This window comes from Yoonia sp. MH D7, assembly GCF_054439475.1.
This window is the reverse complement of record NZ_JBTJCF010000001.1, coordinates 1,742,164-1,754,456: the sequence shown is the minus strand read 5'-3', so window position 1 is coordinate 1,754,456 and position 12,293 is coordinate 1,742,164. Positions and strand designations below refer to the sequence as shown.

Sequence of the window (12,293 nt, the reverse complement as noted above, 5' to 3'; positions counted from 1 at the left end):
CCGCAAGATGCGATGGCCAATCTATGTGCAATGTAACCTCTGGGGGATAGATCCAATGCTTTTACGAATCCTGACGTCAACCTGCGCACTCGCGCTTACGGCCTCTGCGGCCTCTGCCGACTACACATTGACCGTGCTGCATACCAACGATTTCCACGCGCGGTTTGAACCGATTAGCGGATATGATGCGCCTTGCTCTGCAGAAGAAAACGTTGCTGGCGAATGTTTTGGCGGCACCGCGCGTCTGGTGACAGCTGTGGCCGAGGCCCGTGCGCGCTCTAACAATTCGATCCTCGTGGATGGGGGTGACCAGTTTCAGGGCACATTGTTCTATACCTATTACAAAGGCGCGATGGCCGCCGAATTCATGAATAAGCTGGGTTATGACGGCATGACCGTGGGCAACCACGAATTCGATGACGGGCCAGAGGTGCTGGCAGGGTTTATGGACACGATCAACTTTCCGATCTTGATGTCCAACGCAGATGTATCGGGCGAGCCGCTGCTTGCTGGCAAACTTGCGAAATCCACAATCATCGAGCGGGGCGGCGAGAAAATCGGGCTGATCGGCCTGACACCAACAAACACCGACGAGCTGGCTAGTCCGGGCGCGAATGTGATCTTCACTGATCCGTCCGACGCGGTACAGGGCGAAGTTGACAAACTGACTGCTGAAGGCGTGAACAAAATCATCGTGCTGTCGCATTCCGGTTACGTCGTGGACCAAGAGGTTGCGGCAAATACCACTGGCGTTGATATCATTGTCGGTGGTCACTCCAATACCTTGCTGTCCAACACCGACGAGAACGCGGTGGGGCCATACCCGACGATGGTGAATGATACTGCGATCCTGTCTGCCTATGCTTACGGCAAATTTTTGGGCGAGTTGAACGTGACCTTTGACGATGAAGGAAACATCACCGAGGCTGTTGGCGAGCCAATTCTGATCAACGGCGACGTGGCCGAGGACGCCGAAACGGTGGCGCGTATTTCCGAACTCGCGACACCGCTTGACGAAATCCGCAACAAGATCGTGGCCGAATCTGCGGGGCTGATCGACGGAAACCGCGACGTGTGCCGTCTGATGGAATGCTCCATGGGTAACCTCGTGGCCGATGCGATGCTTGCCCGTGTGGCAGACCAAGGCGTGACAATCGCTATCGCCAACTCTGGCGGCCTGCGGTCATCGATCGACGAGGGCGAAGTGACAATGGGCGAAGTGCTGACGGTACTTCCGTTCCAGAACACACTGTCGACATTTCAGGTGTCAGGCCAAACAGTGATCGACGCGCTGGAAAACGGCGTCTCTGACATGGAAGGGGTCGCGGGCCGTTTCCCGCAAGTGGCAGGGATCACGTTCACCATCGATGCCGCGGCTGAAGTGGGATCGCGCATTTCCGAAGTTATGGTCGGAGGCGCTCCGATCGATCTGGCCGCAACTTACGGGCTTGTGTCCAACAACTATGTGCGCGGCGGCGGCGACGGTTACAAAATGTTCATTGACGCCGCAAACGTCTATGACTTTGGACCTGACCTTGCTGATGTCACCGCTGAATTTATGGCGGAACAAGGGGCCTATACACCCTACACTGACGGACGCATCACGCTGAAGTAAGCGAATGAAAGCCCCCGTTGCAGTGGTGCAGCGGGGGCTTTTTTATGTCGCGAATGATCTTATGAATGCTGGACGCTGCAGTATTCATGCAATTTGAGCGGCCACGACATGCTGCCGGTAATCTTGACCTTGCGGCTATCAGGTTTGGCGCCGCCACTGATCTTCTTCAGGAAGGTGGGTTTATTCGCACCGTTCCATAAGGATGCGGTGCGTATCTCACTATGATCCCGCTTCATGAGCAAAGGCCTGCGCCAATCCGGCGCGGCATCGGTTTATCGAAGCCTTGTTTGATATGCATCAATACCCTGTTTGATTTACGACCTATTATGGAAGTGTGATCAATGAAGCAGAAAGGACAGCCGATGAAAAAGCCAACCACAACCTTCCCGCAAACAAAACCGACGCCAGCCGTTCTGGAGGCCATCCAAAGTGCAAAACTCCCTGGTGCCTTTGGTTTCGGGGCTGAGTGGACCAAAAGCATGGTAGATGTCGGCAGCAATGTCCTTAGCTTCATGGGCGCACGCATCACGCAAGATGTGCAGACCCAGCACGCTATGATGAAAGCCAAAGATGTGGTAGAATTCCAGCATATCCAAGCGCAATATTTCCAACGTATGATGGACGATTACGCCGCAGAGACTGCAAAACTGATGACCTTTGGCAACGCGCTGGGCGTCAAGTGACCCACGGCAGCCGCCAGATAACAACAAGGATTTAGCAAATGAAAAATAGCACAATTTTGATCGTCGCCGGCAAAGACACCCCCACCGCCAGCCTTGCCAAAAAGCTGGAAGCAATCCGCGCAATTCCTGCGCGTGCAGCGATTTTGGTCGTCGGAGAGTTGCCGCTGTTTCCTTATTACGCCGTGGGTCTGCCGCCCTATGGCATGACGAGTGTGCCCGACGAGTGGCAAACTGAACTGGCAGAAAACAAGGCGGCATTAAATGCCAAGGTCGACGAGATCGAGGTGCTGCTGACGCAGCATGATGTGGCGGGTGATGTGTCAACCATCGCCAGCGATCCGGCTCACATTGCCACTGCAGTCTCGCAACGTGCGATGTTTTGTGATCTGGTTTTGATCAGCGAAGACCTGCGAGAGGTCAACGAACTGTTCAAGGATGTGGTGCATGGCGTCCTGTTCCGTTCGCCGGTTGGTGTGCTGTTAAACGATCCCGAGGCAAAGGCGCTTGGTGGCGCGGAACGGGTTCTTCTGGCATGGAACACACAAATCCATTCAGCACGCGCAATGCATGAAGCACTGCCCATGTTGCGCCAAGCAAAAGAAGTCATCGTCGCGACTATTGACGCGGTTGTTCCGCAGACAGGCGACGGCGAAGACCCCGGCGTCGCTGCGGCAGCATGGTTGAGCCAGCACGGCTGTCAGGTCGTGGTCAAGCAATATGACAGCGGCAAACACGATATTGGTGAAACGATTATGGCAAAAGCGCAAGAAGAGGGTGCCGATCTGGTTGTGATGGGTGCGTACGGGCATTCGCGGACCCGCGAAGCCCTGTTTGGCGGCACTACGCGCAGTTTGATTGCGCAGACAAAGCAGCCCGTCTTCTTGGTCTACTAAGCGTAAAGTGACCGACAGTGTCGTCTCCTTGATGTTTGAAATGACGCCTGCATTGCAAGCGAAACTACAAAAGTCAGGGCGGCGGCATAAACACAGTTACGGCCACGCGGTTATCATTTCGGGATGCTTCGGGAATGGCGGGGCTGCGCGTCTGGCGGCGGGGGCTGCGTTGCGGGTCGGTGCGGGGCTGGTCAGTGTGGTTTGTGATCCAGACGCCGTGGGTGAGCATGCATCGCATCTTAATGCTGTGATGATAAAACCCTTTGGCGGGGATTTGTCGCTGACCAAGCGCCTGACTGATCTACGCCCCTCGGCGATTTGCATCGGGCCCAACCTTGGGCTGGATGATGCCGCGCGCGGAAAACTGACCGGTACGCTTGTTCAGAATTGTCCGATCTGCATCGACGCGGATGCTATCACGCTTCTGTCCGATCAGGTGTTTCAACCTGCGCAGGCAGGGCCAACGCGCAACGTGATGACGCCCCACGAGGGCGAGTTGCGCCGCTTTATTCCTAAGGCTTTTACGCAGACAACCTGTCGTATGACGTTGGCGAAAATAGCGGCGCAGAAGGCGAATTGCACTGTGCTTTTCAAAGGTTCTGACACTGTGATTGCGACGCCGGACGGACGGTCCGTCATCGTTTCGTCCAAGGATTACAGATATGCAAGCTGGCTGGCGACGGCGGGGTCGGGCGATGTTCTGGCGGGTATAATCACCGGGCTATTGGCGCGGGGGGTAGATGCGTTTGATGCCGCAGCGATGGGCGCGGACCTGCATTTACGGTGTGCTGACGCATTTGGACCGGGGCTGACGTCCGAGGATATTGCGGGTATGTTGCCGCAGGTTTTGCGCGGCTTGGATGACGGTGCGCGCTAGGTAGCTGGCTATTTTTCCAAAACGGAAATCATCATTTTTTGTCGAAAACAGCTGTCTTTTTTGCGTCTTCTTTACGTCTTGCCCGCATCTTTCAATAAGGCCGATGATGTGGCGTCTTGGGTCGCCAGCAGGTGACGGCCTACGGTGATGATGCTGTCCTCGATGTCGCTGGTGATGGCGGCGATAAGGGCGGATTTGTCGCGGGATTTGAGCGCGGCTAGAATTTCTTTGTGCCGGTCTTCGTGGTGCGCAAAATTCAAAGTCTCGATCACTTGCCGCTGGAACGGGCCAAGCCTGAGCCAGACACTTTCGATCGCAGGCAATGTGACTTGATGCGGGTTGGCAAGATAGAGCTGGCGATGGAAATCCTGATTAAGCAGGGTCAATTGATCCAGATTACGTCGGCCCAGCTGGCTGTCCATCTCGGTGTCGATTTCGACCATTTTGCCGATGATAATGTCTGAGATATGCGGCAGGGCTTGGGTGGCCGCATGGGTTTCCAAGGTGGTGCGCAGCGCGGCAAGTTCTTCGAACCTATGCGCCTCCATCGTGGGGATCATCATGCGCCGGTTTCCTAAAACGACCACAGCCATATCAGAGTTGAGGCGGCGCAGGGCTTCGCGCACGGGGGTCGGGCTAAGCCCCAAACTATCGGCAAGTCCGCGCATGGTCAGCGAGGTGCCTGGACGCAGCGCGCCGAGCATGATCGCGTTTTTCAGACGCAGGTAGACGTATTCCTGCGTTGTGACCGCATTATTCTGGGGCATCTCGGGGATGATCAGGTCAGGTGTCGTCATTCACGTGTTCCCCGGGTCGCATCATCGTGGATGCGTCTTGGTCATTCTATTGCTTGATTATGCAATATGATCACCTTAGAGTAAATGGTATCACAAAACCAACATGCAAGACAATTGAAAGCGAAAGATGCCTGAAAAATCTGTGACCGCGTGGTTAAGTAATCATCCGCAAATCGAGTCTATCTACGCCTGCGTTTGCGATTTGAATGGCACAATGCGCGGCAAGCGTATTCCAGTGGACCATGCCGAAAAGATGGCTGCGGGCGATTTGCGTATGCCGCTGTCTGTAACCAACCTTGATATTTGGGGCGAGGATATCGAGAATAGCGAGCTGGTGTTTGAAACTGGTGATGCGGACGGGATTTGCGAATTTACCGGACGCGAGTTGTCGGCGATTACATGGACGAGCAGGCCCACAGCGCTGGCGATGTTATGGCTGCGCCAAGAGGACGGCGCACCGTTTTTAGGTGATCCGCGCCGCGTGCTGGCCAATATCGTTGATCGTTACAAAGCGATGGGATTAACCCCTGTTGTGGCGACCGAGTTGGAGTTTTATCTGTGCGATCCGTCGGAAGACCGCCCGCAAGCGCCGCGCTCGCCGGTCACCGGCAAACGGCTGGATTCGGACGGGGCGTTGTCGCTGGACGAACTGGAGCATTTTGACGCGTTTCTGAACGACGTTTATGATGCCTGTCACGAGCATGGTATCCCTGCTGATGCGGCAATTTCCGAGAATGGCGCGGGCCAGTTCGAGATCAATATGATGCATCTGGCTGACCCGTTGCGCGCGGCGGATGATGCGATTTTATTCAAGCGTCTGGTGCGCGGCATTGCCCGCAAGCATGATTTTGCCGCGACGTTTATGGCGAAACCATACGGCGAGCGGTCAGGCTCTGGTTTGCATGTGCATTTCTCGCTCATCGACGAAGACGGTGTGAATGTTTTTGATAATGGCGGGGACGAAGGCACCGAAATTATGTTGCAAGCGGTTGCCGGACTGTTGGCGACGATGGCCGAAAATACACTTACCTTTGCGCCGCATGAGAATTCGTATCGTCGTTTGTTGCCCGGTGCCCATGCGCCGACAAGCATCGGGTGGGGCTACGAGAACCGGACCTCTGCGATCCGCATTCCGGGTGGCAATCACAAAGCGCGCCGGATCGAGCACCGCGTGGCTGGGGCGGATGCCAATCCTTATCTGGTCATGGCGAGTATTTTAGGGGGGGCTTTGGTCGGCATCGAGGGTAAAATGGTGCCCGCGCCGGCGATCATCGGTGATGCGTATAGTCAGAACCTGCCGAGTTTGCCGATGGACTGGGCCTCTGCGATTGATACGTTCCGCCGTGGCACCTATGTGCAGGCCGTATTTTCCAAGCGCCTGCAAACCATGTTGGTGGAATGTAAGGTGCAGGAATTGCGCAAGTTTGCCCGCATGGTGACCGATTTTGAATATCACTCTTATCTGGAGGTCGTGTGATGTGCGCGGTATCTACGAATTACGCGGGCGACGGTTCGCATACGACCAGTTATTATGCGGCCTCGGCCAATCCGTCGCCGGAACGTCCTGCGCTGGCGGGCAATGTTGCGATTGATATTTGTGTTGTGGGTGCCGGTTATAGCGGGTTATCGACAGCGCTACATCTGGCGGAAAAGGGCTACAAGGTTGCTGTGATCGAGGGCGCGCGCGTTGGCTGGGGTGCCTCTGGTCGCAATGGCGGGCAGATTGTGAACGGCTTGAATGCCAGTTTGCAGACCATCAAGAAACGCTACGGTCAGGACACGGCGAGTTTTGTGGCGGGGTTGGTGCAAGAGGGTGGCGAGATCATCCGCGAGCGCATCAAGACCTATGATATTCAGTGTGATCTGAAAGAGAAGAACGTGTTTACCGGTCTGACCGCTGCGCATATGGCAGAGTTGGAAACCCGTCAGAAGCTGTGGCAAAGTTACGGCATCAACAACCAGGAGATGCTGGATCGCGATCAGGTGCGCGCGCATGTGAACAGTGATTTGTATGTCGGCGGTTTGATTGACCATACTGGCGGGCACATGCATCCGTTGAACCTTGCGCTGGGGGAAGCTGCGGCGTTCGAGAGCCTTGGCGGTGTGATTTACGAGATGTCGCCTGTGGTGGACGTGGATACCAATGCGGCCGCGCCCGTTGTGCGCACGGCGGCAGGGCAGATTACTTGCAAGACGCTTGTGCTGTGTGGGAATGCCTATTTGGGCCATGTTGTGCCGACCTTGACGTCGCGCGTGATGCCGGTGTCGACGCAAATGATGGCGACCGAGCCTTTGGGTGAAGAGTTGGCGCATTCGCTATTGCCGCAGGACGCCTGTATCGAGGATATTCGCTATATTCTGGATTATTACCGGCTGTCGGGTGACAAGCGCATGCTGTTTGGTGGTGGCACGGTATATGGCGGGGCTGACCCGCGCGATATTGAGGCCAAGCTGCGCCGGAACATGGATAAAGTGTTTCCGCAATTGAAAAACACTAAGATCGAGTTTGCGTGGAGCGGGAATTTTGCGCTTTCGTTCAGCCGTGTGCCGCAGATGGGCCGGATCGGAGACAACACCTATTTTGCACATGGGTATTCCGGGCATGGGGTGACTGGATCACATACCTTCGGGCGTATTTTGTCCGAGGCGATTGACGGTGATCTCACCCGATTTGACGTCTTTGACAAAGTGCCGTGGTATCCGTTCCCCGGTGGTCGTATGTTCCGGGTGCCCTATTCGATGATTGGATCGTGGTATTATGCGGTGCGTGATAAACTGGGCGTCTGATCGCCTATACTGACCGTCTTTCACCCTGACCGGCGTCTCATGGCTTGTGAGATGCCGGAATTCGGCTAATCTTCCCCCATAGTTCATTCAGAGTATCGTTCCTATGGGGAAAACCAATATGTCTATCGCACTGAACCGTCGTGGCTTTTTGGCAGGCACTGCCGGTCTTATTGCCTTGCATCCATTCTCTGCTAATGCGGCCACCAATCAGGCGCATTTGCGAATTATGGAAACCACCGATTTGCACGTTCACGTTCTGCCGTATGATTATTATGCCGACAAGGCGACTGATACAGTGGGACTTGCGCGCACAGCGTCGTTGATCGGCGCTATTCGCAACGAGGCGTCGAATTCGTTGTTGATCGACAACGGGGATTTCCTGCAGGGCAATCCGATGGGCGATTATGTTGCCTACGAGCGCGGTATGAAAGACGGTGATGTGCATCCGGTGATTGCTGCGATGAATACGCTTGGCTTTGACGCGTCGACCTTGGGCAACCATGAATTTAACTACGGCATCGAGTTCTTGATGAAGTCTCTGGCAGGGGCAAATTTCCCTGTGGTGAACGCCAATGTCGTGTTGGAAAAAGGCAGTGATCCAACCAAGGATAAAACGTTGATCCCGCCTTATGTGATTATGGACCATAAGGTGACGGATGGGGCAGGCGTCGAGCATCCGATCAAGATCGGCTTGATTGGGTTCGTCCCGCCGCAGGTCATGAGCTGGGACCGCCGGCACCTCGAAGGAAATGTGCAAGCGCGCGATATTGTCGAGACTGCAAAGGCGTATATTCCGCAGATGAAAGAGCAGGGCGCGGACATTATTGTTGTGCTGTCCCACTCTGGTATTGGTGCAGCCGAGGCCACGGATGGCATGGAAAATGCGGCCGTGCCATTGGCGGGACTGGACGGCGTTGATGCAATTTTGACCGGCCACAGCCATTTGGTTTTCCCGTCACCGGATTATGCTGATTTTGCAGGTGTTGATGTGGGCGCAGGTACATTGATGGGCACGCCCGCCACAATGGGCGGTTTTTGGGGAAGCCACATGGGGTTGATCGACTTGCTGGTCGAAAAAGACGGCAATGCGTGGCGTGTTGTGTCGGCGGTGTCCGAGGCGCGCCCGATTTATATCCGCAACGAGGATCGTTCTATCACGGCACAGGTCGAGAGTGATGAAGAGGTCGTTGCATCGGTGCAGGCCGCACATGACGAAACGCTGACCTATGTGCGCCGTGCTGTTGGCAAAACCGACGCGCCGTTGCACAGCTATTTTGCGTTGGTGGCTGATGATCCTTCGGTGCAGATCGTGTCGATTGCGCAGCAGTGGTATATTGAACAAATGATGGTTGGCACCGCGCATGACGGGCTGCCGATTTTGTCTGCGGCGGCACCGTTTAAGGCGGGCGGGCGTGGCGGGCCTGAATATTACACGGATGTGCCCGTGGGTGATGTTGCGATTAAAAACGTGTCGGATTTGTATTTGTATCCCAATACGGTGCGCGCGGTGCGAGTGACCGGACAGCAGGTCAAGGACTGGCTGGAGCGTTCTGCGGGTATTTTCAATCAGGTCGAGGCTGGCGCGCAGGATGTTGTTCTATTGAATACAGAGTTCCCGAGCTATAATTTTGATGTGATTGACGGGGTATCGTATCAGATCGACTTGTCACAGCCGTCGCGGTTTGATGCGAACGGAGATATGGCGGACGAGGGTGCTAACCGTATTGTGAACCTGAGCTATGACGGGCAACCGATTGATTTAACGTCGGAGTTCATCGTGGCGACAAACAACTACCGCGCGGGTGGCGGTGGGGATTTTGCAGGTGCTGCGGCCGAGACCACTGTATTTGAAGGGCCGGACACCAACCGCGATGTGATTGTGCGCTATATCGTTGAAATGGGCACGATCAGTCCGCGCGCAGACAGCAATTGGTCGTTTGCACCGATGCCAGAGACCACAGTTCTGTTTGATACCGGGCCAGCCGCGAAAGCCTATCTTGATCAGGTTGATGCGAATATTGAAGAGGCTGGCGACGGTCCGGACGGGTTCGCGCGCTTCCGCATCTCGTTATAAGTGACGGCATGGCAAATGGTTTTGGCCAATTGCGAGAGCTAAAATACGGGTTTGGCTGAGGCATTGGCCAAACCTGTTTGCGTCCAGATGTGTGTGTCGTCATGTGCTATTTTCCGCGCGAGACTGGTGGTGGACGCCATGGTATCAGCAAAAGCCACATTAGATGGGGACGGGCGATCAAAGTAATATCCTTGCCCGTGAACCGCGCCGATGTTTTGCAAGTTTTCTTTTAGGGGCGCTGCATGAAAGTGGGCTTGAGTGCGGGTTGTAAGCTTTGGACTTGCTACTCTGGTCAGTGTGAAACACAGTCGGGAACAAATCGAAAAAGGGACTGAGATATGGCGAAAATTGCATTTTTGGGGCTTGGTGTGATGGGGGCTCCGATGGCCGGACATCTGGCAGCTGCGGGGCATGATGTGACGGTTTATAACCGCACGTTCTCTAAGGCTGAGGCTTGGGTTGCGCAGCATGGCGGTGAGGCTGCAAAGACCCCGCATTTGGCTGCAAAGGGTGCTGATTTTGTCTTTGCCTGTGTTGGCAATGATGATGATTTGCGCAGCGTTTGCTTGGGGGATGACGGGGCCTTTACGGGCATGTCGCAGGGCGCGATTTTTGTGGATCACACGACGGTTTCGGCCGCGGTGACGCGCGAATTGTATGATGCGGCGCGGGCTGTTGGCGTTGCTTTTGTGGATGCGCCGATTTCGGGTGGTCAGGCCGGCGCAGAAAATGGTCAGTTGTCGGTGATGTGCGGAGGCGACGAGGCGCCTTATAAACAGGCCGAAACGGTGATTTCAGGCTATGCAAAGCTGTGTCGCCGTATTGGTGACAGTGGTGCCGGTCAGATGACTAAAATGTGCAACCAGATCGCGATTGCGGGTGTTGTTCAGGGGCTGTCGGAGGCGCTTCATTTTGCGCAAAAGGCGGGGCTTGACGGGGCTGCTGTGGTTGAGGTGATTAGTCAGGGTGCGGCAGGCAGTTGGCAGATGGAAAACCGCTATCAAACCATGATTGATGATCATTTCGAGCATGGATTTGCGGTGGATTGGATGCGCAAGGATCTGGGTATTTGTCTGGATACGGCGGACGAAAACGGCGCGAGCCTGCCGCTGACGGCTTTGGTGGATCAGTTTTATAAAGATGTGCAAAAACTGGGTGGCGGGCGTTGGGATACGTCGTCGCTGTTGAAGCGTTTGCAGGCGATGGGCTAAACCAGAGTTGCGATTTGGCGCATGGCAAGTGAGTAGCCATGCGTGCCGCAGCCCACAATGATGCCGTCAGCGCGCCCTGAAACATGGGAGTGGTGACGGAACGATTCGCGTTTGTGAATGTTCGAAATGTGTACTTCGATGACGATGCCGTCGAATGCATTGAGCGCGTCGAGGATTGCGATTGAGGTATGAGAGTAAGCGCCGGGGTTAATGATAATGCCTGCGGAGGTGCTGCGCGCTGCCTGGATCATGTCGACGATCGTGCCTTCGGAATTGGATTGCAAGCATTCGGCCGCTAACCCTAATTCATTTGCGAGATCAGTAAGTTGTGTTTCCACGTCAGTCAGCGTTGTGGATCCGTAGGTTTCCGGTTCGCGTTGCCCGAGCAGGTTCAGGTTTGGGCCATTGATGACGGTAATGAGGTTTGTCATGGTGTTTTCTCCTGAATGGGCGCTTGTCGTTGATCATAATCGTCCGCAGAGTTTGGCAGCAATGACAAAGCGGGGTGATGTGTATTTAGTTCAAGAGTGTGGACGCGTTGCAAAGGCTGTTAGCCGGCGGATTTGAGCGTGATCGGGGTCACATAGACGACGTTGTCGCCGGTGCTGACCATCACTTCGCCCTCTTGGATGTTGACCTGCAATTTCATCGAGCGGTTTGTCAGAGCTTCGAGGGCTTGGGTGTCGGTCTGTGTGAGGTTGATTACCTTGAGGTTGTCAAAGCGGGTCGTCTTGGTTTTGATTTTATCCCACCACATGTCAGCGGTATTGCCGCCGTAGCAATAGATGGTCACGGCGTCGGCTTTGCCGCAGGATTGGCGCACGACTTTCTCGCTGGGCAGGCCGAGTGCGATCCAGTGCTGCAACTCGCCGCTCAGGCTTTTTTGCCAGATATCGGGCTCGTCATCGGTGGACAGGCCTTTGGTCAATTCCAGGTGTTCATGGGCGTTCAAGGCAAAAGCAAGCAGGCGCACCATAAGTCGTTCGTCGGTCTCGGAGGGGTGTTTGGCGACGGTCAGGTTATGCGTCTCGTAATAGTGGCGGTCCATGTCTGACACCGACAGCTCGACTTTATAAATTGTAGATTTCTGCGCCATGATATGCCCCTGAGTTACGAAGATTGGCATACTTAGTGCCTTTGCGGGTTTTGTGGAAGCGCAAAGCGGGATGTGGGGAATATGAATGCTTACAAGTCATTGTAAGGTACCAATGGCAGTCCGTACGGGAGTCGAACCCGTCTTTTCAGGTTGAAAACCTGACGTCCTAACCGATAGACGAACGGACCGCATTTGGTAGGGCGCTTTTAGGAAATGGCGCGGGGAAGGGCAAGAGGTTTTTTTAAAAATGTTGCATGTTT

General features: G+C 55.0%; 11 protein-coding genes and 1 tRNA gene. 8 read left to right on the top strand and 4 right to left on the bottom strand.

The features are described 5' to 3' along the window. Nucleotides 1-55 precede the first annotated feature (55 nt). From ACXLHR_RS08580 to ACXLHR_RS08565, 4 genes are all read left to right on the top strand, one after another. Entirely contained in the window at nucleotides 56-1,615 is a 1,560-nt protein-coding gene (locus ACXLHR_RS08580) for a bifunctional metallophosphatase/5'-nucleotidase (protein WP_458791049.1), read from the top strand. Between the two features lie 362 nt (nucleotides 1,616-1,977). Continuing rightward, on the top strand, nucleotides 1,978-2,298 hold the full coding sequence (locus tag ACXLHR_RS08575) for a phasin family protein (RefSeq protein ID WP_458791048.1): 321 nt from the start codon (nucleotides 1,978-1,980) through the stop codon (nucleotides 2,296-2,298). A gap of 38 nt (nucleotides 2,299-2,336) precedes the next feature. Then, entirely contained in the window at nucleotides 2,337-3,191 is an 855-nt protein-coding gene (locus ACXLHR_RS08570) for a universal stress protein (protein WP_458791047.1), read from the top strand. 31 nt (nucleotides 3,192-3,222) lie between these two features. Then, nucleotides 3,223-4,068 (top strand): NAD(P)H-hydrate dehydratase, encoded by an 846-nt coding sequence (locus ACXLHR_RS08565; RefSeq protein WP_458791046.1) that lies wholly within the window; start codon nucleotides 3,223-3,225, stop codon nucleotides 4,066-4,068. A 71-nt stretch (nucleotides 4,069-4,139) separates the two neighbouring features. On the opposite strand, the gene ACXLHR_RS08560 is transcribed toward ACXLHR_RS08565, so the two are convergent. Continuing rightward, entirely contained in the window at nucleotides 4,140-4,865 is a 726-nt protein-coding gene (locus ACXLHR_RS08560; protein WP_458791045.1) for a GntR family transcriptional regulator, read from the bottom strand. 127 nt (nucleotides 4,866-4,992) lie between these two features. On the opposite strand from ACXLHR_RS08560, the gene ACXLHR_RS08555 reads away from it, so the two are divergent. From ACXLHR_RS08555 to ACXLHR_RS08540, 4 genes are all read left to right on the top strand, one after another. After that, complete coding sequence (locus ACXLHR_RS08555; protein WP_458791044.1) at nucleotides 4,993-6,342, top strand: glutamine synthetase family protein; 1,350 nt, start codon at nucleotides 4,993-4,995, stop codon at nucleotides 6,340-6,342. Next, entirely contained in the window at nucleotides 6,342-7,652 is a 1,311-nt protein-coding gene (locus tag ACXLHR_RS08550; protein ID WP_458791043.1) for an NAD(P)/FAD-dependent oxidoreductase, read from the top strand. The genes ACXLHR_RS08555 and ACXLHR_RS08550 overlap by 1 nt, the downstream gene beginning before the upstream one ends. 118 nt (nucleotides 7,653-7,770) lie before the next feature. Continuing rightward, nucleotides 7,771-9,726, top strand: coding sequence for a bifunctional 2',3'-cyclic-nucleotide 2'-phosphodiesterase/3'-nucleotidase (locus tag ACXLHR_RS08545; RefSeq protein WP_458791042.1), 1,956 nt, complete (start codon nucleotides 7,771-7,773; stop codon nucleotides 9,724-9,726). Between the two features lie 338 nt (nucleotides 9,727-10,064). Continuing rightward, nucleotides 10,065-10,937, top strand: coding sequence for an NAD(P)-dependent oxidoreductase (locus tag ACXLHR_RS08540; protein ID WP_458791041.1), 873 nt, complete (start codon nucleotides 10,065-10,067; stop codon nucleotides 10,935-10,937). On the opposite strand, the gene aroQ is transcribed toward ACXLHR_RS08540, so the two are convergent. The 3 genes from aroQ to ACXLHR_RS08525 form a co-directional block, all read right to left on the bottom strand. After that, complete coding sequence (gene aroQ / locus ACXLHR_RS08535; protein ID WP_458791040.1) at nucleotides 10,934-11,368, bottom strand: type II 3-dehydroquinate dehydratase; 435 nt, start codon at nucleotides 11,366-11,368, stop codon at nucleotides 10,934-10,936. The two genes, ACXLHR_RS08540 and aroQ, sit on opposite strands and share 4 nt — an antisense overlap. 119 nt (nucleotides 11,369-11,487) lie before the next feature. Next, the gene (locus ACXLHR_RS08530; RefSeq protein WP_458792507.1) at nucleotides 11,488-12,033 is read right to left on the bottom strand and encodes a YaeQ family protein; all 546 of its coding nucleotides are present in this window, start codon (nucleotides 12,031-12,033) and stop codon (nucleotides 11,488-11,490) included. Between the two features lie 113 nt (nucleotides 12,034-12,146). Beyond that, nucleotides 12,147-12,221, bottom strand: a tRNA-Glu gene (locus tag ACXLHR_RS08525). Nucleotides 12,222-12,293 lie beyond the last annotated feature (72 nt).